26 protein-coding genes and 1 pseudogene are annotated in these 21619 nt (G+C 53.8%); 12 read left to right on the top strand and 15 right to left on the bottom strand.

Features of this window, described 5'->3' with window-relative positions; translation table 11 throughout:
- A pseudogene (locus tag V8L70_RS01535) lies at window positions 1-114 on the top strand (IS630-like element ISHsp2 family transposase); the annotation flags it as partial.
- On the opposite strand, the gene V8L70_RS01530 reads toward V8L70_RS01535, so the two are convergent.
- The 3 genes from V8L70_RS01530 to V8L70_RS01520 all read right to left on the bottom strand — a co-directional run bounded on the left by V8L70_RS01530 (window position 70) and on the right by V8L70_RS01520 (window position 2288).
- Complete coding sequence (locus V8L70_RS01530; protein WP_336268589.1) at window positions 70-1404, bottom strand: ATP-dependent nuclease; 1335 nt, start codon at window positions 1402-1404, stop codon at window positions 70-72. The pseudogene V8L70_RS01535 and the gene V8L70_RS01530 overlap by 45 nt on opposite strands.
- Before the next feature lie 125 nt (window positions 1405-1529).
- On the bottom strand, window positions 1530-1766 hold the full coding sequence (locus tag V8L70_RS01525) for a hypothetical protein (RefSeq protein ID WP_101146291.1): 237 nt from the start codon (window positions 1764-1766) through the stop codon (window positions 1530-1532).
- A 198-nt stretch (window positions 1767-1964) separates the two neighbouring features.
- Window positions 1965-2288 carry a DUF427 domain-containing protein gene (locus tag V8L70_RS01520; protein ID WP_101146292.1) on the bottom strand — a complete coding sequence of 108 codons (324 nt, stop codon included), beginning with the start codon at window positions 2286-2288 and terminating at the stop codon, window positions 1965-1967.
- A gap of 165 nt (window positions 2289-2453) precedes the next feature.
- Here V8L70_RS01520 and V8L70_RS01515 point away from each other — a divergent pair, with 165 nt between their 5' ends.
- Complete coding sequence (locus V8L70_RS01515) at window positions 2454-2642, top strand: hypothetical protein (protein WP_157826478.1); 189 nt, start codon at window positions 2454-2456, stop codon at window positions 2640-2642.
- An 81-nt stretch (window positions 2643-2723) separates the two neighbouring features.
- Here V8L70_RS01515 and V8L70_RS01510 read toward each other — a convergent pair whose 3' ends face one another.
- The gene (locus V8L70_RS01510; protein WP_101146293.1) at window positions 2724-3200 is read right to left on the bottom strand and encodes a helix-turn-helix domain-containing protein; all 477 of its coding nucleotides are present in this window, start codon (window positions 3198-3200) and stop codon (window positions 2724-2726) included.
- 187 nt (window positions 3201-3387) lie between these two features.
- Here V8L70_RS01510 and V8L70_RS01505 point away from each other — a divergent pair, with 187 nt between their 5' ends.
- The gene (locus tag V8L70_RS01505; protein ID WP_101146294.1) at window positions 3388-3870 is read left to right on the top strand and encodes a DUF2938 domain-containing protein; all 483 of its coding nucleotides are present in this window, start codon (window positions 3388-3390) and stop codon (window positions 3868-3870) included.
- Between the two features lie 15 nt (window positions 3871-3885).
- Here the strand turns inward: V8L70_RS01505 and V8L70_RS01500 are convergent, their stop codons facing one another.
- Entirely contained in the window at window positions 3886-4488 is a 603-nt protein-coding gene (locus V8L70_RS01500) for a glutathione S-transferase N-terminal domain-containing protein (protein ID WP_101146295.1), read from the bottom strand.
- Window positions 4488-5735, bottom strand: a complete 1248-nt coding sequence (locus V8L70_RS01495) for a YbfB/YjiJ family MFS transporter (protein WP_101146296.1) — start codon at window positions 5733-5735, stop codon at window positions 4488-4490. The genes V8L70_RS01500 and V8L70_RS01495 overlap by 1 nt, the downstream gene beginning before the upstream one ends.
- Window positions 5736-5882: 147 nt before the next feature.
- Here V8L70_RS01495 and V8L70_RS01490 point away from each other — a divergent pair, with 147 nt between their 5' ends.
- Complete coding sequence (locus V8L70_RS01490; protein WP_101146297.1) at window positions 5883-6776, top strand: LysR family transcriptional regulator; 894 nt, start codon at window positions 5883-5885, stop codon at window positions 6774-6776.
- A 45-nt stretch (window positions 6777-6821) separates the two neighbouring features.
- Here the strand turns inward: V8L70_RS01490 and V8L70_RS01485 are convergent, their stop codons facing one another.
- The 5 genes from V8L70_RS01485 to V8L70_RS01465 all read right to left on the bottom strand — a co-directional run bounded on the left by V8L70_RS01485 (window position 6822) and on the right by V8L70_RS01465 (window position 10867).
- Window positions 6822-7010 (bottom strand): hypothetical protein, encoded by a 189-nt coding sequence (locus tag V8L70_RS01485; protein ID WP_008959973.1) that lies wholly within the window; start codon window positions 7008-7010, stop codon window positions 6822-6824.
- Window positions 7011-7253: 243 nt separating this feature from the next.
- On the bottom strand, window positions 7254-7952 hold the full coding sequence (locus tag V8L70_RS01480) for a haloacid dehalogenase type II (RefSeq protein WP_101146298.1): 699 nt from the start codon (window positions 7950-7952) through the stop codon (window positions 7254-7256).
- A complete protein-coding gene (locus V8L70_RS01475; RefSeq protein ID WP_101146299.1) occupies window positions 7933-9168 on the bottom strand; it encodes an MFS transporter in 1236 nt (411 codons plus the stop codon). The genes V8L70_RS01480 and V8L70_RS01475 overlap by 20 nt, the downstream gene beginning before the upstream one ends.
- Before the next feature lie 181 nt (window positions 9169-9349).
- The gene (locus V8L70_RS01470) at window positions 9350-10288 is read right to left on the bottom strand and encodes a LysR family transcriptional regulator (RefSeq protein ID WP_101146300.1); all 939 of its coding nucleotides are present in this window, start codon (window positions 10286-10288) and stop codon (window positions 9350-9352) included.
- Window positions 10289-10531: 243 nt separating this feature from the next.
- On the bottom strand, window positions 10532-10867 hold the full coding sequence (locus V8L70_RS01465; RefSeq protein WP_044628437.1) for a zinc ribbon domain-containing protein YjdM: 336 nt from the start codon (window positions 10865-10867) through the stop codon (window positions 10532-10534).
- Between the two features lie 99 nt (window positions 10868-10966).
- On the opposite strand from V8L70_RS01465, the gene V8L70_RS01460 reads away from it, so the two are divergent.
- Window positions 10967-11356, top strand: coding sequence for an ester cyclase (locus tag V8L70_RS01460; protein ID WP_101146301.1), 390 nt, complete (start codon window positions 10967-10969; stop codon window positions 11354-11356).
- Here the strand turns inward: V8L70_RS01460 and V8L70_RS01455 are convergent.
- Window positions 11353-11784, bottom strand: coding sequence for a GNAT family N-acetyltransferase (locus V8L70_RS01455; protein ID WP_101146302.1), 432 nt, complete (start codon window positions 11782-11784; stop codon window positions 11353-11355). The genes V8L70_RS01460 and V8L70_RS01455 overlap by 4 nt on opposite strands.
- Before the next feature lie 101 nt (window positions 11785-11885).
- A complete protein-coding gene (locus V8L70_RS01450; RefSeq protein WP_101146303.1) occupies window positions 11886-12950 on the bottom strand; it encodes a DUF3541 domain-containing protein in 1065 nt (354 codons plus the stop codon).
- A gap of 139 nt (window positions 12951-13089) precedes the next feature.
- Here V8L70_RS01450 and V8L70_RS01445 point away from each other — a divergent pair, with 139 nt between their 5' ends.
- The gene (locus tag V8L70_RS01445) at window positions 13090-13920 is read left to right on the top strand and encodes an AraC family transcriptional regulator (RefSeq protein ID WP_008958752.1); all 831 of its coding nucleotides are present in this window, start codon (window positions 13090-13092) and stop codon (window positions 13918-13920) included.
- 25 nt (window positions 13921-13945) lie between these two features.
- Window positions 13946-14560: a LysE family translocator gene (locus V8L70_RS01440; protein ID WP_101146304.1), complete on the top strand. Its 615-nt coding sequence runs from the start codon at window positions 13946-13948 to the stop codon at window positions 14558-14560.
- Between the two features lie 61 nt (window positions 14561-14621).
- On the opposite strand, the gene V8L70_RS01435 is transcribed toward V8L70_RS01440, so the two are convergent.
- On the bottom strand, window positions 14622-16298 hold the full coding sequence (locus V8L70_RS01435; RefSeq protein ID WP_101146305.1) for a methyl-accepting chemotaxis protein: 1677 nt from the start codon (window positions 16296-16298) through the stop codon (window positions 14622-14624).
- A gap of 303 nt (window positions 16299-16601) precedes the next feature.
- On the opposite strand from V8L70_RS01435, the gene phnC reads away from it, so the two are divergent.
- Genes phnC through V8L70_RS01410 form a run of 5 tightly spaced genes read left to right on the top strand, consistent with a single transcriptional unit; the run spans window position 16602 to window position 21027 of the window.
- Complete coding sequence (gene phnC, locus V8L70_RS01430) at window positions 16602-17447, top strand: phosphonate ABC transporter ATP-binding protein (RefSeq protein ID WP_008958755.1); 846 nt, start codon at window positions 16602-16604, stop codon at window positions 17445-17447.
- Window positions 17444-18313, top strand: a complete 870-nt coding sequence (gene phnD / locus V8L70_RS01425; RefSeq protein WP_101146306.1) for a phosphate/phosphite/phosphonate ABC transporter substrate-binding protein — start codon at window positions 17444-17446, stop codon at window positions 18311-18313. Before phnC ends, phnD begins: the two co-directional genes overlap by 4 nt.
- Before the next feature lie 9 nt (window positions 18314-18322).
- The gene (gene phnE, locus V8L70_RS01420) at window positions 18323-19153 is read left to right on the top strand and encodes a phosphonate ABC transporter, permease protein PhnE (protein ID WP_101146307.1); all 831 of its coding nucleotides are present in this window, start codon (window positions 18323-18325) and stop codon (window positions 19151-19153) included.
- A gap of 9 nt (window positions 19154-19162) precedes the next feature.
- A complete protein-coding gene (locus V8L70_RS01415) occupies window positions 19163-20173 on the top strand; it encodes a phosphonate dehydrogenase (protein WP_101146308.1) in 1011 nt (336 codons plus the stop codon).
- Entirely contained in the window at window positions 20167-21027 is an 861-nt protein-coding gene (locus tag V8L70_RS01410; protein ID WP_101146309.1) for a LysR family transcriptional regulator, read from the top strand. Before V8L70_RS01415 ends, V8L70_RS01410 begins: the two co-directional genes overlap by 7 nt.
- A gap of 195 nt (window positions 21028-21222) precedes the next feature.
- Here the strand turns inward: V8L70_RS01410 and V8L70_RS01405 are convergent, their stop codons facing one another.
- Window positions 21223-21597: a winged helix-turn-helix transcriptional regulator gene (locus V8L70_RS01405; protein ID WP_101146310.1), complete on the bottom strand. Its 375-nt coding sequence runs from the start codon at window positions 21595-21597 to the stop codon at window positions 21223-21225.
- Window positions 21598-21619: the final 22 nt, after the last annotated feature.

The raw sequence follows: 21619 nt of genomic DNA, 5'->3' as shown, positions 1-21619 counted from the left end.
ATGAAGTACACCTGGCTGCCCTTGAGTGCCTATCTCTCGTTTGAACGTCTACATGAAGAGGTACACCGCTTACTCGGTGGTTACGGAACTGATCACGCGATTAATTTTGAATAGGCACTTACCATCAGTAATCCAGACTTTAGTGTTTTCTCTGTTGCATCCGTCTATTATTCTCTGTTTTGTTTCATTTAATTTATCATTGCGTTTTTCTCTGTCGCTATCCATTACGATAATAGAATTAGTGTTGATTTTTAATATTGAAATCATGTCACTACTATTATCATCTAAGTCGAAGTGGCTTAATGCTCTACCACCATAAAACAGGAAGCTATAGTCAACGCCTTCGATTAAATTGTTATTTTGACCTGATAACCAATGTTTAATGTAGATTCTGTCAGAAGGTCCCTCAACCCAAATTACACAGTTTGCTTGAAATATATCGGATGCTTTGTAACCTAAGTCTTCAAGAAGCTTTTTCTCATCGCCAAAGGTTTCAACTGATCTTCCCTGAGTATGATATATGCTAATATTATCGCTAAAGTTTGCATTTATCATAGCTGACGAATGAGTACTAAAGAAAACTTGAAGGTCTTTCTCTATTGATATTTCTTCAATTCTTGTGAGTAATAGCCTTTGCAGTCGAGGATGTAAATTTATCTCTGGCTCCTCAAGTAAACAAATATCCCCATTATTGCAACTCATTAAATATGATGTGATTTCAGCATATGATCGCCATCCAGATGGGAACCAAGAAAGAGGCAAGGCGTTAGGCATCGCTTTATCCTCTTCTAACCAAGTCTCAATTAAGTTGTCATTAGTAATTATCAGATTACTTGAATTTACTGGGACGTGTTCTTTGGTAGTTCCATCATCATTTTGGGTTCTGTTATAGGTGCCATTTAGTTTCTCTCCTATCTTGTTTAGCTCATCAATATAATTTTCGTTTGGCTCAGTGATAAAATTACTGCTATATGTTTTGTAATGTATTTGATTATGAAGCTTAAACTTTATGCCTCTTAGGATTTTGTTGTTCTCGTCAGTGTTAAACTTACTAATGTCGCCGTAAAAAATAGTGGAATCTGAATCCATAATTCTACAGCCCAAGTATTTAGTTAGACAGTTGTTTTCATTCATCGAACCTGATGAGCTTACAAACTTGAACTCGCCGTCATCAAATGTCACTTTATAGAATGGAGAAGAGCTTGATAAGGGGTTTTCTTTAGGTAGGCTTGGGATAATAGATAAATCAGAAAGGCTGCGTATAATATCAATTATTGTTGATTTCCCTGAACCATTCTCACCTATGAAAATATTGATTTTATTAGGTTCTATTTTTCCATATTTATTATTATGATTAACATTCAATCTTCTGATTGAGTTATATAATATCTCTGTGATTCTCATCGACTACTCAATTGTATACTTTTAAACATAACGCCGCCAACACGCGAAGCTTTGTAGTGAAGGCGCAGCCGGAACGAAAAAGCTGTCGCCGTGATTGGCTTGGTTATGTGCGGTGCTACGCAACATTAACCCCCTTTCCTTGCTCTAGAAATAGCGTCCTCAACTGCCGACAAAGCTTGAGGGCTATTTTTCCAGCAGGTGTTTCTCAGCATAAAAGCCACCATTTCGGCAATATCTTTTGCATTGTGAACCGATAACTTACTGAAGGAATCGATACCAATTTCCTCAAAGCGCTTAACGACCGTCGGCCCAACGCCTTTCACTTCTAACAAAGCGTTTTTTTCGGATTCAGAGAAGGCCACTGTTTATCTCCTTTTAAGCACATAACAGCGTATTAGACGGCGCGTTCTATGATTGAATGAACGTGCCAACACTTTTTCCCAACAAATGCAGCCTGCCAGACTCTCCCAAGTTTATGATTTATTGGGCTATTAATTTCCATTAGGCTGTATAGCCAAAATTCGCGCGCCTGCGGAATTTCCGCTCAGGGTCTAGAAACCTCATTCGTTCCCTGCCCCACCAAACGCCACCCTACCCGCTATCGCATCCATCCCTTCAATCGGCTGCTCGTAGATCCAGGCAATATCTTTATTGTCACCCAGCGAGAAATACACCGTATGCCCTTTAAAGGGGCAGTGGGTGGTCGTTTCTGAAGGGGTCAGCAAATCCATCCGCACGTCTTCACGTGGGAAGTAGTGGCGTGGCGGGTAGCCGGTTTCGCGTAGCTCGAGGGCTTGTGTGGAGTCGGCAAGCAGTTTGCCATCCACATGCACTTGCACGCGCTGGCTAACGGGGTGAAGCGTAATGCGAGGTGCCTGTGGCATTAGGTTGTTCCCTGCGGCTTTTTAGCTCTAGTAAAATTAGCTTAGCAGCAAAGTTCGTTGAATCCCATGCTAGCCTCATCAAACTTTAGGATACGGGCATGACGTGGGTCATGATGATGACATTACTACCGCCCTACCAATGCCTTTGGCTGAAGTAATAAGTGCTTGGGCATTAAGAAAGGGCGTTTGGAAGGGCTTCAGGAAGGCGAGCAGCTTGCTTTGGAAAGCAAGCGAAATGTAGCTCGTAAGCTGATTGCTCGCACCGAAATGGTTGATCCGATGATCGCGGACATCGAAGAGCTGCCCGTCGAAGAGGGGAGAAGTTACGGGCCGATATCCAGCATTAATGCCTAAACAAGCTGGCGTGACCGCCGCCAGCAAGAGTTCAAAACGCTCGCGAGACTATTTTTCAGACCAACCCTAATCCCGCTTTCTTCAGTCTTTACCTAACGATGATGCCTTGCGACTACCCCCTCCACCCTTCCGCCTCGTGCGGGCCTTTTTCTGCTCACGCCCTCGCATCGCCTGGCGTGTTTGTGCAATTCGCATCAGACGTTGAAAGGTGGGGCATTCCAGATGACTTGGCGCCGTGCAAGTCACAACATGACGCAAACCATCACGTAGTGCTGTCAGTTCTTTTATGCGGCGATCCAGGAGATCCGCCTTGTCACTCACCATTTCACGGTCGATTTCCGGCTGTCGTTCAGAACCCAGCATTTCGCGTATCTCGGCCAGCGAAAACCCCGCGACCTGCCCCAGCGCAATCAGCGACAAGCGCGTTAATACGTCCGTTTCGAAAACCCGGCGCAACCCATTGCGCCCAACGGATCTGATCAGCCCCACTTCCTCGTAATAGCGCAGTTTCGAGGCGGGAATGCCGCTTTTACGGGAGAGTTCGGCAATATCGAGCATGGCACTTGACTTCAAGTTGACTTGAAGTAATAAGCTACTTTTCCTCACCCTAGCTTTCAAGGAGATTGAGGAAGATGCCTCTTTTCAATAATCAGGCTCGTTTCACCCACAGGGTCGGCCCTGCATTTACGCTATTGGCAGTCGTTCAGGCCACATTGATTATCACCATCACCTTGGTTGCACCGAAATGAACGGACTGCTGATCGATGCTCTATTGCTCGGCGTTGGGGCGACCGCTTTCATGGATATCGTAGCGCTGTTGCAAAAACGCCTGTTGGGAATCCCCTCACTGAATTACGCGATGGTCGGGCGCTGGCTGGGGCACTTGCCGAGCGGCAGGTTCATCCATCGGCCTATCGGCAATAGCGCACAGATCCAAGCAGAAGCGCCTCTAGGGTGGTTTGCTCATTATCTGATTGGGATCGCTTTCGCGATGACGTTCCTGGTACTTGTTGGGCCAGGCTGGCTCGCCCGCCCTACGCTCATGCCTGCGCTAGGTTTCGGTGTGATGACGGTGCTTGCGCCTTTTCTTGTCCTGCAACCTTGCTTGGGCGCAGGCATCACCGCCCGCAAGACACCTCAGCCAAACGTCGCTAGGCTTCGCAGCCTTTTGGCACATTCCAGCTTCGGTTTTGGTCTTTGGATTGCGGGCTTGGGATGGTTGCTTTGATGTGGCCAGCCTCTACTAACAGAATGCCGTCTGCTGGAAGCTCTTTGTTGCCACCATGCCAGCGTGCCAAACCTGAAGTTGTGGATACCCTTCTTTCCAGTTCACCTCTGGCAGCCTGAACGCCAGGTAGTCCAGGGCGACGGCAATGGCAATGTTGCCCAGGTGAATCGGTGAGGCCTGCTGTTCTTCGCCTAGCTCACTGCCTAGTTGTTTCAGTAGTCGCTGAATGGCTCGCGAACGACGCTGGCCAAGGATGCTATCGTCAATCTCGTTGCCATAATGCTTTCTGGCCACCACGGTCATTAATGCGGCATCCATCAGGTTTTGGCCCAGCCCCGCCCGGTGAAGCACATCATCCAGGCCCGCCGCTGGCAGCATGGGTGGGTTGGGGCTAACGCTATCCAGGTAAACGGCAATGAGCATGGATTCGCTAAGCGTGGCGCCCTCCTCCGTTACCAGCGCGGGAATGCGCCCGGCGGGGTTGGCATTTAACAGATTGGCATCGTCTGCCCAGGGGTCGCACCACTTCAGTGTCACGGCGTCCGCCAAGCCTTTTTCCATTAATACGATGCGCACCAGGCGCGCATAGGGCGAGGTTGCGTTTAAGTAGAGTTCCATTATTGCTTCCCTTGGTGTTTAGAGTGCTGTGTAGCGTGCTTTGTAAGTTGTTGGGCAGAAAGATGCGTGTGGCGCTGCTGTACACCACGGCTAAGCAGCACCAGCAATAAGCCCGCGACGAGGATAAGGCCGCTGATGGCAAACAGTGGCGTGTAGCTACCCCAGGTGCCATAAAGCGCCGACATGGCATAGCCCGCCACTGCCTGAGCGGCTGCAAAAGCGGCGGTGGCTTGCCCCCAGAGTTTCTTGTGGGCGGTTGGCCCTACCAACTCAGCAAGGCGGCCAGAGGTGAGTGCGACAATGCCAGGGATCATCGCCCCCACCATGAAGGAGGAAACCGATTGGCTGAGCAGCGCGAGCGAGAACACCGGCAGCAAGACAGCGGCGGCCTTCGCCGCAAAGGCGATCATTAAGCCACCCTGCCAGCCCAATCGCTGCGCCAGTGCACCAACCATAAACGGTCCACACAGGGCGCCCAACCCGAAGATACCCCACTGCAATGAAGCCGCTTGATTACCCAGGGCGTTTTCCCTGGCGAGATAGTCCACCCAGAACACGGTGTGAGGCACAAAGCCAATCGCATCCAGGGCGTAAGCACCCACCACCAACATCACGATTATCTTTACACCCGCACCCCCTTTGGGGCTATTCCCCCTTGGGCTAGCCGTGCTTGGTGAGGTTAAATGTGCCACGCCCCAGTCGCACAAAAGGCCAGCGGCAATACACAGCAGCCCAAGCGTGCCCCAGGTGACTGTCAGGCTTAACCCAAGAAGCAACGGTATGATGAAGGCCGAAAGCAGTGCGCCAAAGCCAATGCCGGTAAACACCATGGCACCGACACGCGTTCGCCTTTCAGGTGGCGTGGCCGCTAGCGCCAGCGAGGGGCCAACGACCATTAAAGTGGCCCCGGCAATCCCCGAGACCAACCGCCAGAAGAAGAACCAGAGGAAACCGCCCGCCCCGGCGCAGAGCACAAAGCTAAGCGCGATACCCGCGAAGCTTGCGGCCATCACCATGCGAGGAGAAAAGCGCTCACTCAGCGAGTGGGCGGCGAGTGCGCCGATAAAATACCCCAGCAGATTAGCGGCCCCCAGGTAGGCGCCTTGGCTCGCGGTGAACCAACCCTCTTGAATAATCGCAGGCAATAGCGGCGTATAGGCGAAGCGTGCGATGCCAATCGCCGCCAGGGTCGCCATTATGCCTGTCATCAGGGCGGGCAGATCGTGGGTAGTGAGTGTTCGCTTCATCACGCCAATTCCTTTTTGTGCCACCCCTTGGTGGGGTCGGCAGCACGTTGGTACATCGCCAGACTACGCGCGAGGAATTATTTCTAGAAACGATAAGTTTTGATCGCTACTATCTTGTTTATAGATAACCTGACAGGGAGACGGCGCGTGCAACTTAAATCGCTGCGACTGCTCGTGGCCGTGGCCGACACCGGCAGTTTTGGGGCGGCGGCCAAACGGCTGCACACGGTGCAATCCAATGTGACCACCCACATTAAAAAACTCGAGGAGGAGCTAGGCGTACAGCTGATTCATCGAGCGGGGCGGGTTCGCCCTACGAGTGCCGGGTTGGCGCTGGTGGAGTTCGCCGAGCGCATGCTGTCGGCCCACGACGAAGCGGTGTCGCTGTTTAAAGGCCAGGAGAAGGCGTGTGGGCGGCTACGCATCGGCGCCATGGAGACCACGACGGCGTTGCGCCTTCCGCCGATACTGGCGGCGTACCACGCAGCGCAGCCTGACGTTGATATCCAGATCAAGACCGGGCCCACGGCTGAGCTGGTTGAGTTGTTGCTTAACGGGCAGGTGGACTGTGTCTTCGTGGCCGGTCGGCTTGAACATGGCCGCTACCACTCGCTCAAAGCGTTTCGCGAGCAGCTTGTCTTAGTCGGCTCAACGCCGATGACGAAGATGCCCTCTTCACAAGCGCTGCTGACGTCTGCGTTCCTGGCATTTCGCCAGGGGTGCAGCTACCGCCAGCGTATCGAGCTGCTGCTGGCCTCCTACGGCGTCAATGCGGGCAGGATCTTCGAGTTCGGCTCCCTGGACGCGATGCTTGGCTGCGTTGCTGCCGGAATGGGTTACACGGTGCTGCCCCGTAGCACGGTTGAAGCCCACCAGCACCGGTTCGGAATTCACACGCTGGCACTGCCCACGTCCATCGCCAATGTCGATACCTATTTTGTCGCCCCCGAACCAGAAACCTGGACACCCGCCCTGGCAAGCTTCGCTGAAACCTTGCGTGACGCGGTGGTGGTGAATGAACCTCAGTTTACTGCGTCGTAAATAGGATAGTGGCACTACGCTATAACGTTGCTGTCCAAAACACATTCATTCAGGCAAGCCGTATTTCTTGCGAATATCCGCCACACTCGTAATGTTACCCGCTTGGCTATCTGCCATGCCCTTTTCGATGGTCTCCCGAACGTAGATCTCATGCATAAGGTCTTCCCAAGTGGCATTCACAGGAAGTTGCTCAATTAGCTTGTGCGCGTCGTCTTTGCTCATCGTAGCTGACATGGTGACTACCTTTTTTAGGTACGTAGAAAATACTTTTAGAGGATACCTTAGGTTACCGAGAGTGTTGCGGTTTATGCCATTTTCTGCAAATACATCGCGTGTGTCCTTTTAAATACTTTTGATTGGCTCCGCTATCTGCTTGCGCGTGTGCTTGGCAATAAACTCACTGCTCAAATACTTAATACCTATAGCTGCCACTCTTTTAACAACGGCTAACCAGCCCTAACAGCATGTATTGTTGGCTCACTCTATTAGTAGATGCTCGCTCAGCGCGACGAGGTCTTCAGCCACAAAATCCCACGCTTCTTCTGCTTCTAAATCTTTGCTCTGGTGGGGCCCATACTCTGTACGCCGGGGGATAAACGCCGTTTTCATTCCCAATGCTCGGGCAGCCCCCAGGTCGTAATTGTGGGCCGCGCATAACATTACCTCTTCAGGCGGCAGGCGCAGCAGGCCGCAAGCCCCTAAATAGACCTCTGGGTCAGGTTTATAGTGTTGGAATAACTCGGCGCAAAACACCATATCCCAGGGCAGTTTGGCGTGACGGGCAACGTCCACCATTAGCGACAAATTGCCGTTGGTCAGCGTGCCGATAATATAGTGCTCTTTTAAGCGCTGTAGGCCGTTCTGAACATCCGGCCAGGGCTCTAATTGGTGCCAAAAGTGATTGACGCGATCAATGGTCGCCTCGTCTAGCATAATGCCATGGTGATTGAGTAGTTTGACGAGGCTTTCTCGGTGCAGGTCATCCAACCCCATCCAAGGCACGTCACCTTGCCGTACTCGGTTCATCGAAGGCGCATAGTGCTGACGCCATTGATCCGTTATCACTTCACTGGGTAGTTCAATCCCCAGCTCTTTCTGCAGCTCATTGAACTGATGAATCAAACTGGAGCGCCAATCAACAATAGTGCCAAATACGTCAAACACGATCGCTTTCATTATTTTCTCCTTGCCGCTGGATAGTCATTAATAGCCCCAATAACGTCATGGCGATCAGCAAACTCCAGCCAAGCATAAAACTGCCACTGATATCTAACAGCCACCCAAGGAGTGGTGGTATCGATACAATCGCCAGTTGGTTAATCGCCATGGCCAGGCCTAGTACAAAGCCGGTTTTATCAGCAGGTGCAGACTCAGCCACATACGCTACCCAAGGGCCGTACCAACCAAAACCAAAAAAGCCCAGCCAGGCCATCAAGCAACCCAGCATGAGCGTTGAGTGTAGCGGCAGCCAAACCAATACCAGCAGCCCTACGATTACCGCCACCATGCACACCATGACCGGGAAATAGCGCGAGCGACAGCGATCACTCCAGGCCGCCAGCAAAATACGCCCTGCAACCCCGGCCCCTTGGGCTACGAATAGCAACGTCGACGCCTGAAGTACCTCCATCTGCAAACGGCTATGCAGATAGAGCACGGTAAAAATCAAAATGCCGTACTGAACCGAGATCAAACTAATACCGGACGCCATGATCTGTTTCATGGCCGGTTCACGAATCATCGCCAATCGCGATAAGACGACTTTTTTTACGCCACCTTCAGAGGCTCTTGCAACCGGCAACACGCTACCAGGGGCACGGTAAAAAAGCATAAAGACCAACGCCCCGAAGATCGCAATCAGCCCGCCCACTAGAAAAGAGGCGCGCCAACCCCAGGTGATCGCGACGGTTGGCAGTATAATCGCCGCCAGCGCCCCACCCAGCGGTAAGCCCGCCTGACGAATCCCCATGGCAAAGCCTCGCTGAGATTTATCAAACCAAGCGGCTACCGATTTGCTACCGCCGGGTTGGCCGGTACTGTAGCCTGCCCCTACGATGACCAAAAACAACAACATGGCCCAGTAACTCTCAGCCAGCACGGCAGCGCTAAGCGAAATGCCCACAACAAGGGTGCCTACTCCCACCACCAAACGTTCACTGAACCTATCCAGCAGCTCCCCGGCAACCAACAGCCCGACCAAAGGCACCAACTGAGCCGCCGAAACCAGTACCCCAATCTGAAATGCAGAGAGTGCCATATCTGCCTGTATATAAACGCTGATGGCCCCGATACCTTGAACGAAAAAGCATGCCGCTGCTTGAGAAAGGGTGGCTATTAACAAAATGACCCAGCGGTAGTTTTGAGTAGAAGCCATCGGTAGCAGCATCGTCATAGGGGTTCTCAGCGCATTGAGCCTTTACTTAGCATTACCCATTTCTTAGCGTTAAACCATGACGATATCGCAACGCCTGTTGCCAAATCAGCAAGCACCACGACTTTTCTGGTTAGGTTGCGATACCGGATAAAAGAGACGAAAAAGTTGCCAACGTTGCAACGCAAGATCGGTATACCGTTCAAACCACGTCAGAGAAGGTTCTCACATTCTTCATTTCCAGCAACCCATCCCATAGCCGCTGAGCTTCTGCTGCTAGGGGCGCTGTTCGTCTCAGCAGGATAATTTTTAATGGCACATCGAAAGCGTTACCTCCTGCTCGAACAAGCCGCTTAGCCCCGAGGTCTTCTCGCACTAGCGAATAGGGAAGCCACGCAACACCCAGTTTTGATAACGTCATATGACGCAAACTATCCGCAAGACCAGCATCATGGTGTTGCTGTAAATTCAACCCTTGATTCACAAGCATCGCACTCAGCGACCAGCCCAAATGGCACTCTTGGGAATAATTCAAAAATGAGAGCGGGGAGCCACCTGCAGCATGTAAATTAAACAGTGGCTGACCTGCGGCATTTGGCGCGCTAACAGGGATGAGAGACTCGGTATCCAACTCAATTGAAGTGTAACTATCACTCTCTACTCCCAAGCGCCTTGCAATAAGGTGTTCACCATCGAATAGCGCCGCTACATAGTCGGCCTCTCCCTGATCGAGAGCGGCCAGGCACTCCGGCAATGTATTGGCATCAATGCTAAATTTTGCCTGTGTGAACTGCTCTTGTAAGCGGGGCATCCAGAGGGGAAAAAATATCGCAGCCATAATGTGTGGTGAGCAAAATCGTATCCGCCTTTTCTGATCGTTAATATCATCAGCAACGGAGTGGCGAAATCGATCAAAAGCACTAAGCGCTTGTGAAGCTACCATTTGCAGGCTTTGCCCTGCTTCCGTCAGCACTAGCTCCCCTTTACGCCGCTCAAACAGCGCGCTGCCTGCCCACTCTTCAAGACCTTGAATACGACGACTCAATCCTGACACTGAAACATGCCGGTGCTCAGCCGTGCGGCTAAAACTCTTGGTTTCACAAAGGGCCAGGAAATCTCTCAGGATTATCAAATCAGTCATTGAAGGCCTTCCGGCAGATAAGCTTTAGTCTTACTTTAGCTAAATCAATCGAAAGGAAATAGCGCTTTTGAATACTTTCCAACCCCGCTGTCAAAGGCCTTAGAGCTGATTTTGTCGCCCCAGCACCAGATACCCGAACACACGCTTCGCTTAAACGCTGAGTGAAGTGGTGATGGTGGGTGAGCCTCAGCTTACTGCGTCGTGAGGTGGAGAGAAGAATTCAGGGAGTTATGACAGCCTTATTCAGGCTTTTTTCACAAAGTGGGCGGTCACCATCATGTCGCCGACGCCGTCGACCTTGCAGTCCAGCTGGTGATCTTTGCTGTCCATTAATCGCTTGATCACGGCTTTGGTGCCCACCTTGAGTACCAGTGAGCTGCCTTTGACCTTGAGGTCTTTGATCATCGTTACCTTGTCGCCTTCCGCTAACAGCGTGCCGTGGGCATCTTTTACCGTGACGGTGTCTTCCGCCTGAACCTCAGCAGGGTTCCATTCGTGGGCGCACTCGGGGCAGATGAACAGGCTTTGATCCTGATAGACGAATTCGGATTGGCAATGGGGGCAAGGTGGGCACGACATGAATGATGACTTCTGTGGTTTGGTTTAGGCTGCTTATGATACTGAGCCTGTATACCCTTGGCGAATGCCTTCACGCCTGCCCAGGAAAGGAGAACCAGGATGAACAAACGTGACCTGGAAGCAACCTACCGTGATTACATCACCTGCCTCAATAATCAGGATTGGACGAGCCTTGGCCAATTCGTGCATAACGATGCCCACCACAACGGTAAGCACCTAGGCGTTGATGGCTATCGCGCCATGCTGGAAGCCGATTACGAGCAGATACCTGATCTTCACTTCAATATTGAGCTTTTGGCCGTTGATTCACCCCATGTCGCGTGCAGGCTGCGATTCGATGTAACCCCGAAAGGTAGCTTTCTCGGCCTTGCGGTGGGTGGCAAAAAAGTGACGTTTTGCGAGAACGCGTTCTACCTCTTTAGCGATAACAAAATTAGGGAGGTCTGGTCGGTCATTGATAAAGCCGCGATTGAGGCTCAGCTTGGTTAAACGTTGTGGTTATCTCCATTAACAAACGAATAGAGCAGAATATCGGATCGGTACGCCCAGCCTTGGCTTGCCCAAAACGTCTGGGCGGCTTCGTTCTCGGGAAGAATCATCAGGTGTGATTTTTGGATACCTTCGTTCTTCAATGCTTCCAGGCAAAGGCTAACCAGCCGTGTGGCGATGCCTAACCGGCGATGGGCGTTTGATACCGACAAGTGCTGCAAATACCCGCGCTTGCCATCGTGGCCCGCCATAATCGTGCCCACCAGCTCCCCTTCTACTTCGGCCACAAAACTCAGTCCGGGATTGCGCAGCAGGTATTTCTCGATACCTTCCCGTGAATCGGCGTCGCGAATCCTCACGCCTTCACTCTCGCTCCATAGGGCAATGGCGGCGTCATAGTCGTTGATGGTCATGGTGCGGTAGTGCATTAATGGGGTCTCGCTGGGTAATCGTTAGTTAACGCGCTGGTGGCCTTGATCGCTCACTTCGCACAGAGCTCATTCGTTATTCTCCCACAGCTGATTAGCAATTATGTACAGCATTCGGCTGAGCGCCCGCCAAGCGCGTCAGAGAGGTCGGGGCCGGGATGCAGGCGGCCCGGCCAGCGCAACACCATGATCGCCAGAACGTTGCGGTGTTCACCACCCGCCAGCCCCTTTTCCCCCGAGGACGAGGGGATGATGCCGCTGGCCGGGTCCACTGCCGCCATCAGCGCCTTGCGCACCCGTCCCACCAGCGGGTGGTCCTCGCGGCCAGCCAGCAGGAAGGCCAATGCCACCTCGGCTTGGATGTCGGCCGTGGCCCGGGCCAGGATGTTGGCCGTCTCCCGCTCCAGCGCTTCCAGCACCCAAGCGTGCACCTCCGGGTCCACCTTCCGCTGGTAGTAGCGGCTGTCAGCGATGACGAAGTGGGTCAGGCCATAGAGCCAGTTACGGTACTCGGCGTCGTCGAGCCCGGCGACTCGATCAGGCGGGTAGTGGCGTCGGAAGGCCGACTCCACCTCCCGGCGCAGGTCCATCACGCCGAGCTGGTGCAGGAAGTACGCTTGGTTGGCCACCTGAGCGGCATAGATCCCGATCACTGCGCGGTCGGTCAGAAAGGCCGCCCAGTCAACTTCTGCCTGGTAGCCCAGCGCCCGCTCGTGGTTCTCAATGGTCGGCAGCAGGCCGTGGTACTCGGCCTGGACCAGCCTGAACAGCAGCCCCCGGGCGAAGGCGATCTCCCCCCACTCACCCAGCATGGCGCGCCGGGCACGCTGCTTGGCCGTGCGCTGCGAATAGTCGGCAACGATCGCCCGGCTGCGGGCAGCCGCGTACCCGGGCTCGGCCAGGCCGACGATGTCCTCCTCGAGTCGCACAATTAGACGCTCGCCGTAGGCATGATTGAGGTCCCGCCAGCGCTGCTCGCCAGTCAGACGGTAGAGCCGCTGGGCAAAGTGGCGCTGCTTGTCCTCGGACAGCGTCGGCAGCGCCTGCTCATAGATTTCCTGGATGGCCAGACCGGCGTCGCGCTGGACGTCACGCTCCGCATGCGGCTCTATGGCAGCGCAGCCGGCCAACACCAGCACAATCACCAGTGAAAAGAGCTTTCTCATGACGGCCCCTTGGTGGTGTTCACTATCGATAGGCCATCATTGCACAGTTAATGAGCAATTATGTACAAGCATCCGTGGCACTGACTGCCTAATCTAGGGCTGTGTTTCGAGGTGTTGGGTTTCATCAGAAGAGGTAGGCATGAGCAACGCCAGCCGGTTTGAGTTCTTCAAAAGTCATCATGTGCCGACACTGACGGTGCTGAAGGCGGCCATTGCGGATTTTAGCTACGCTCCCCACGCCCATGAGGAATATGCCTTTGGCGTGACGCTGGCCGGGCGTCAGGACTTTTTCAGCGGCGGCCAGTTTCACCGTAGCCCACCGGGCAACGTGATTCTATTCAACCCGGAAGAAGTCCACGACGGGCATTCGGGTGGCGAGCGAGCGCTGGATTATTTGATGGTGTACGCCCATCCGGAACAGGTGAAGCCGCTGTTTGCCGATGCCCTGGGGCACACGCGTGGCGCTGATTTCCGCTCCCATCAAACGCTGATTCAGGATGCGCCACTGCGCCAGGCCATTGTCGAACTGGCACGTTTGGTGACCTCCCAGGTCGGCAGCTGCATCGATCAGGAGAACGCGCTTTATCGGGTAGTAGAGCGGACGGCGCAGCTGGGCGGCCATGTGCAACCCAGCCAGGTGACGCACCGGCCGGATGCCCTGCTGGGCTTGGCGCGGGAGTATATCCACGCGCATCTGGAAGCGGATATGTCGCTGGACGACATCAGCCAGGCCGCACACCTGTCCAAGTACCATTTCTTGCGTCTGTTCCGTCAGCATTTCGGCATGACGCCGCACCAATACGTGATGAATGGCCGGGTCAATGCGGCCCGCGCCGCGCTCGACCAGGGCACTTCGTTGACCGAGGTAGCACTCCGCTTTGGCTTTGCCGACCTGAGCCATTTCAATCGCCGCTTCAAGCGTATTTATGGTATGACGCCCCACCAATATCAGCGCGATATCGCCCGCTAGTCCCACCACGCATAGAGGTTTTACCATGTTAGCAATCATCGCCTATGCCCTGGGCGTCATGTATACCCCTGGGCCTGTGAATCTGCTCGGCCTGAACGTGGGCATCAATGGCCAGGCCAGACAGTCGGTGGGATTTTGCCTTGGCGTGGGCACGGCGATGCTGGCGTATTTATTGGTGTTAGGCTGGGCGGGCGCTGCCTGGATCAATGATGACGCACTGGTGGTCGTAAGCGCCCTGGGGTGTAGTTATATCATTTATCTGGCCTGCAAAATTGCCCGCTCCAACGCCGATTTCAGCACGCCCACTAACGCCCCTCGGCTGGTTAGTTATCGCGATGGGTTAGTCATGCAGTTACTGAACCCCAAAGCCATTGTCGCCACCCTGCCGATTACTACACTGCAATTTCCTGCCGCTGGCATTCATGGGTTTAGCCTAGTGATGTGGGCGTTCGGGCTTGCCATGCTAGCCGCGGGCGCACCTGGCAGTTACGTAGTGATGGGCAGTTTGGTCGGCCAGCGGATTAAAAACCCAGCCGTTGTGAGGCGCTTTAATGGGCTAATGGCCGGGCTATTGGTCGCCGTGGCGTTTTCGATCGGGTTTGAGCATGTATGGCTGCCGCTTACCTCTCCTGCTAGTTAGAACGTTAGCTGATTGCTCATAAAAAAAGCGCCCTGAGGGCGCTTTTCATAACGGCTAGCGGTTAGAAGGAGGTCCATTTCTCGGTGTCTTGCTTGCCACCAATCACATGAGTCGGCAAGCTTTTAGTGGCTCGAGGCTGGCTCTCACGCGGATTTGGCGTAGCAGGTAGCGCGCGTTGGTTTTGGCCGGTGGTCGCTCCTCTAAAGAACGACACCTCGTTCAACAACGACTCTGCTTGGCTTTGCAGTGAACGCCCTGCCGCGCTGGACTCTTCCACCAAACTCGCGTTCTGCTGGGTGACACTGTCCATTTGCGAGACAGCGGTATTGACCTGATCAATGCCTTGGGCCTGCTCTCGGCTGGCGGTGGCAATCTCACCCATCAACACCGAAACACGCTTAACGCCATGAACGATACCTTCAAGCGACTTGCCTGCTTGGTTGACCAGGTTCGAGCCGGTATCGACTTGGCCGATACTGTCCTCGACGAGTTTCTTGATGTCTTTCGCGGCATCAGCACTGCGCCCTGCCAGGTTACGTACTTCGTTGGCCACCACCGCAAAGCCACGCCCTTGCTCGCCCGCGCGGGCGGCTTCCACTGAAGCGTTCAGCGCCAGCAGATTCGTCTGGAAGGCGATTTCATCGATCAAGCCGACGATACCGGCAATCTTGCGGCTTGAGGCATTGATACCTTCCATCGCTTTGACGGCTTGACCTGCGATCTCGCCCCCGGCGTTGGCTTGCTGGCTGACTTCGTGCACGAGCTTGTCTGCTTCGGAAGCGTTGTCTGCATTCTGACGCACGGTCGAGGTGATTTCGTCCATCGAGGCCGCGGTCTCTTCGATATTTGAGGCCTGCTCCTGAGTACGGCGGCTGAGATCGTCGGTGCCTAGCACGATTTCATCGGCGGCGACATTCACGGACTCGGCGTTATTACGAACGGACATGACCACCTGCGAGAACTTGGTTTCCATGCTCTTTAACGCCCTGAGCATCACGCCAAACTCGTCCTTGGCTGAAGCGTCGACGTTGTTATCGAGCCTGCCTTCAGCCATGGCATTGGCGAGTGCTTGCGCCTTGCCCAGCGGCGTCATGATGCCGCGAATCAACCACATTGAGAGCAGGATGCCGAAGATGATTGCCGCCACCATAACGCCGATAACGAAGTTGCGCGTCCAAACATAGTCGCTTGCTGACTGCTGGTTATTGGCGGCGGCTTGCGTGCTGTTACGGTCGATGAGGCCCTGAATCGCTGTGAGCACTTTAGGGTATTCAGCACGTAGCGTGGTGGTGGCAATCTCTCTTGCGGCATCATAATCATTGCCGATCATTGCCGCGTTAATCTCGTCGATACCAGCGCGCAAACTGGCGAGAGACACAATGAACTCTTCGGCTATCGCACGCTCCTGATCATCAGAAACACGCTCAGGGAAGTAATCACTCCAGGCGGCGTCGATAATAGCGTCGTTCTCCGCGACCTCTTGTTGCGTCGTGATGGCAGATGCTGGATTCCGATCACGCTGTTCGGCCGTCACTTTTACCCGGTTGCCGAGCAGTGCTTGGTTGACCTTAATAAGACTACCCAAGGTGAGCACGTTCCCCTCATAAGTCCTATTGAGGGCATCGTTGGTTTTGCTGAGACTGGAAAGACCGATAATACCGACGACGATTAACATCAGGATGCACGCGCCTAAACTTACGGCTAGCCGCAGTTTAACGCTTCGATTTAGAAGTAGCATGGGAAGGTCTCGTGAAAGCCCGCAGCGCGCTGCATTGGGTAGGTGGAAGCAATCTCAGTAACCGCATGCGCTCAGGTAAAAGCGCATATTACGAGTAACGTTGATGCATTATCGGCACGCGCAAATAAAAGTTTAATTTTTTTAAATTTATAAATCGCCAATTTCTTATGTCATTACATGCTACCCACCCCTTTGATGGTCATTAACTTATCATCTGCATGACACAGCTTTGTCACCTAGGAGCGCTAACGTTGCATTGTAAGTCACAATAAAGTGAGCTTATACATTGCAGAAGGTGATCCAATGGAGCCTGTTCAATCCTCTGACTTAATGCTCCGCATCGAGAAAATGGGGGTGACATATCCTGGGAATGTTCTCGCACTTCGACCCACCACCGTTGATTTCCACAAAGGCGAGTTTACGGTTCTACTCGGTCTTTCCGGTGCAGGTAAATCTACGTTACTGCGCTCCCTCAACCACTTGGTGCGGCCCAGCACCGGCAAAGTGATCTCGGCCGAACTAGGTGCGCTCGAAACCATTACTACGGTACGCCGCCATCGGTGCAAAACCGCCATGGTTTTCCAGCACCATCAGCTCATTGAACGCCACACTGCGCTCCAGAATGTGCTGACGGGTCGGCTTGCTTACCACAGCACCTGGCGCAGTTTGTTTCCGCTACCCAGGCAGGAACAGGAGCTTGCCCTGCACTGCCTGGATCGCGTAGGCCTGGCTGAGAAGGCGCTTACCAGGGTCGATCAGCTTTCCGGAGGGCAGCAGCAGCGCGTGGGTATTGCTCGTGCCTTGGCGCAGCAGCCCGCCATGATCTTGGCGGACGAGCCAGTGGCCAGCCTTGACCCAGCCACGTCTGAGCGAGTGCTAACGTTACTGCGAGACATATGCCGTGAAGATGGTATTACCGCCATTATTTCACTGCACCAGCTGGAATACGCCCAGCGGTTCGCTGACCGCATTATCGGTTTAGCGAATGCCCAGATCGTTTTCGATGCGGCCCCCTCCCAGCTAAAGCAATGCCACCTTAATGAGATCTACCACGGTGCGAAAGGGACTGCGTCCGAAGCCGCTGACACCCCTGAACCCAACCTTTCATCTACACATCCTTCCCCGATAAAACTGGAGATTGCCCAATGAAACCGCTATTCAGCTTTTTCTTCGCCATCTGTCTTATGATTGGAATTGTGATGCCAGCCATGGCGGCGGACGCTGATCCAAATCCGGATCTGTTAAAAGTCGCGCTACTCCCCGATGAAAATGCCTCCGAACTGATCAAACGCAACCAGCCATTGAAAGACTATCTTGAAAGCACGCTTGGCAAAGAAATTGAGCTAATCGTCACTACAGATTATTCCTCCATGATCGAAGCTATGCGCTTTGGTCGCATCGACCTCGCCTACTTCGGGCCCCTCTCCTATGTGATGGCAAAAAGCAAAAGCGAGATCGAGCCCTTTGCGGCCATGATTGTGGATGGCAAGCCCACCTACCGCTCCATCATCATTGCCAATGTCGATTCCGGCATTGAGTCCTATGCCGATATCGAGGGCATGAAGATGGCTTATGGCGACCGAGCCTCCACTTCAAGCCACCTGATTCCCAAAACCGTGTTGCTTGAATCGGCTGGTTTGGAAGCAGGAGAGGACTATGAAGCCCATTTCGTTGGCTCCCATGATGCCGTGGCGGTGAACGTTGCCAATGGTAATGCAGATGCTGGGGGACTATCGGAAGTAATCTTTGAACATGTGATGGACCGCGGCCTGATAGATCGCAGCAAGGTTAGGGTGTTGGGTCACAGTGGGGAGTATCCGCAGTACCCCTGGGCGATGCGTTCCAACTTGAACCCGGAACTCAAGCAGGAGATACAAGACGCTTTCATTAGCATTGATGATGAAGAAATCCTGAGCAACCTAAAAGCCGAAGGTTTCGCCGTTATCACTGACGCCGATTACGATGTGATCCGGGAAATGGGTAGTCTGCTCGACCTTGACTTCGCCAAGATGTAAGGGGGCATTATGAATCAGACCAAAACGGATCCGCCGGCCCTTTCATCATTCTCTCCTGACGCGGTGCTGGCCGAACACGCGCGCGGCTGGCGGAGTAAGCTCTTCCAAGTGGGCTCGTTACTGGCAGTGGTTCTCCTGGCGAGTTGGTACGTGGACTTGCTGGATTTTCGCACCCTAGCCAACGGGGTTCCTGCCATCGCCACCCTGCTGGGTGAATCGCTACCGCCCGATTTCACCAATGCCAGGGATTGGATGTCTCCGCTGGTCGATACGCTCGCTATGAGCATTGCTGGCACGTCGATAGCGGTCATCGTTTCCGTGCCCCTGGCGTTCCTGGCCGCTCGCAATACCTCGCCCCATCCCGTGGTCTTCCACGTGACCCGCACGTTACTAAACGCTCTGCGCTCGGTGCCCGAGTTGATTATGGGCATTATCTTCGTTGCGGCAGTGGGTTTTGGCGCCTTGCCGGGCGTGCTAGCGCTCGGTCTTCATTCCATCGGCATGGTGGGTAAATTCTTTGCCGAAGCGATTGAGCATGTCGACCCAGCCCCAGTGGAAGCCGCCAATGCCGCTGGCGCGACTCGCTTACAGGTTCACTGGCACGCGGTGCTGCCGCAGGTTCTTCCGCAGTTTGCCGATGTCTCCATCTATCGCTGGGAATACAATTTTCGCGCCTCGACGGTCATGGGCATGGTGGGGGCCGGCGGGATCGGCTTCGAGCTAATGGGCTCTTTACGCGTCATGCAGTATCAGGAAGTCAGCGCCATCCTGATTGTCATACTCGTTATGGTGACGATGGTGGATAGCCTTAGCGGCCATCTTCGTAAGAAATTTAAGTAAGGAAATCAAATGAAACCAAGGGTTTTCATTACCCACCGGGTACACAACAGTGTGCTGGAAAGGCTGGAACAGAGCTGTGAATTAATCACCAACCAGTCAGACACTACCTTGCCCGCCGCCGAGGTAAAGGCCCGCGCGGCAACCGCAGACGGCATGATGGTGTTTATGCCGGACCAGGTCAGCGAGGAATTTCTAGCTGGCTGCCCCAAGCTGAAAGTCATTGGCGCTGCCCTGAAGGGATACGATAATTTCGATGTGGAGGCCTGTACGCGTCATGGTGTTTGGCTGACCTTCGTACCGGATTTGCTGACAGTGCCAACGGCTGAACTCACCATAGGGCTAACCATCAGCCTAATCCGACATGTTCGGGCGGCCGACGAGTATGTTCGTTCTGGCCAGTTCAGGGGGTGGCAGCCAACGTTCTATGGGCTTGGGATTGCAGACGCCATCGTGGGCATCATCGGCATGGGGCCCATCGGCAAGGCTGTGGCAACGCGGCTCAAAGGCTGGGGGGCAACCTTGCTGTATTCTCAGCCAGACGCCTTGCCCGCTGCGGAGGAGGAAACCCTCGGCGTGGCGCGCAAGTCGCTTGAAGAGCTGCTCGGGCAAGCCGACATTGTCATTTTGGCCCTGCCGCTCAATAAACAAACCCTGCATACCATGAACTCTGCGCGCTTGGCCCTGATGAAACCAGGCGCCTTTTTGATCAACCCATGCCGGGGGTCTGTAGTGCAGGAAGCTGCCGTTTTGGAAGCACTGGAATCCGGGCAGTTAGGCGGCTACGCAGCGGATGTTTTTGAAATGGAAGATTGGGCTCGAGAGGATCGCCCGCAAGAGATTTGCCCCACCTTGCGAGCACATCCCAACACGCTATTCACGGCACACATTGGCTCTGCCGTCCAGGATGTGCGGCTGATGATTGAACAGCGTGCTGCCGACAACATTCTTCAAGCGTTACAAGGAGAACGCCCTCAGGATGCGGCTAATTCGCCCTCTATCACTGAGACAACTCCATGCTGAACTTGGTCTGGCTGAAAAGTTTTACCACACTGGTTCAGCACCGACGTTTTCAGGCCGCCGCCCAAGCTCTCGGTATCGCACAACCCACGCTTTCACAGCACATTCAAAAGCTCGAAGAACAGCTAGGTGCCCTGTTGATACGCCGCAGTAAAACTGGATGCGAGCCCACCAAAGCAGCCCTGGCGCTTATGCCTCTAGCGCTTAGTATGTTGCAACTGGACGAGCGTGCTCGAGAAGTCGTTAGCGGTACGCGTTTACGCGTAGGGGCAAGTTCCAACATCGGTATTTACATGCTCCAGCCCTACGTGAGCACGTTCAAGAACATTCCGGCGGTACCTGAGCTGGATCTTGTGATTGATAACAATCCTAACATTGCTAGACAACTGACTAGCGGCGAGCTGGATATAGCGGTGATGGAGTGGTGGCACCCGAAACCTGGCTTCCAGGCAATGGATTGGCGACAGGAACCCGTGGTTTTAATTACCCGACCAGACCACCCCTATGCGGGCTGGCATGAAATAGACCGGGAAACCCTTGCCGGAATGAGCTTGCTTGGTGGTGAACCCGGAACAGGTACTGGCCGGTTGCTGGCGAATTTCTTTGGCGAAAGAGGGCCGTTCCCGAAGGTTTCAATGCAACTGGGCAGTACCGAAGCGGTTAAACAGGCTGTCAAAGCTGGCCTGGGCGTATCACTGGTGCTGGCGGCTTGCGTCGAAGCGGAGATTCAAGCGGGCTCCTTGTGTGCCATCCCGGTCAGTGATGCCGCATTGGCAAAAAAACTGATGGTCATTTGCCCTGAGACTCTAGCAAGGCAGCCGCCAGTATCCACTTTCGTCAGCCATATATGTCAGTGAAAATCGAGTGACATCTATAGAGCCAGGGAAGGCGTGTGGGTGGCTAAGAATAGGTACCATTGAGACCCACCCCCGCAAGCTTCACTGAAGCGTTAATCGGCATCGCGCAGCCGCACGCCTTCACTTTCGCTCCACAGGGCAATGGCGGCGTCATAGTCGTTGATGGTCATGGTGCGGTAGTGCATTAGTCGGCTCTCAGAGGGCGGCGGCATCGTCTTGTTCGTTCTGCTCGGCAGGGTCGTTGAAGTGGTCTTTCTGCTCTGCCCATTTCAACAAGGCATCCAGCGCCGGGCAGAGCGTTTGCCCCCATTCGGTCAGGCGGTACTCCACTTTCGGCGGCACCTGGGGATAGACTTTACGGGCCACGATGCCATCCGCTTCCAGTTGGCGCAGCTGTTGGGCCAGCATTTTTTGGGAGATCTCGGGGATAAGTTTTCCGAAATCGGAGTAGCGCTGCACTTTTCCATCGAAGAGATGAAAGAGAATGATGAGCTTCCAGCGCCCTTCCAGCATTTTTAATACATTTTCCACATCGCCTGCGGCGGTAGTGGGCGTATAAATCTTTCTCATTGGTAAGCCACTTACCTTTTTG

Source organism: Vreelandella arctica, assembly GCF_037070215.1.
Lineage (GTDB): Bacteria > Pseudomonadota > Gammaproteobacteria > Pseudomonadales > Halomonadaceae > Vreelandella > Vreelandella arctica.
The sequence above is the reverse complement of the archived record's forward strand: the minus strand, read 5'-3'. Positions and strand labels throughout refer to the sequence as shown.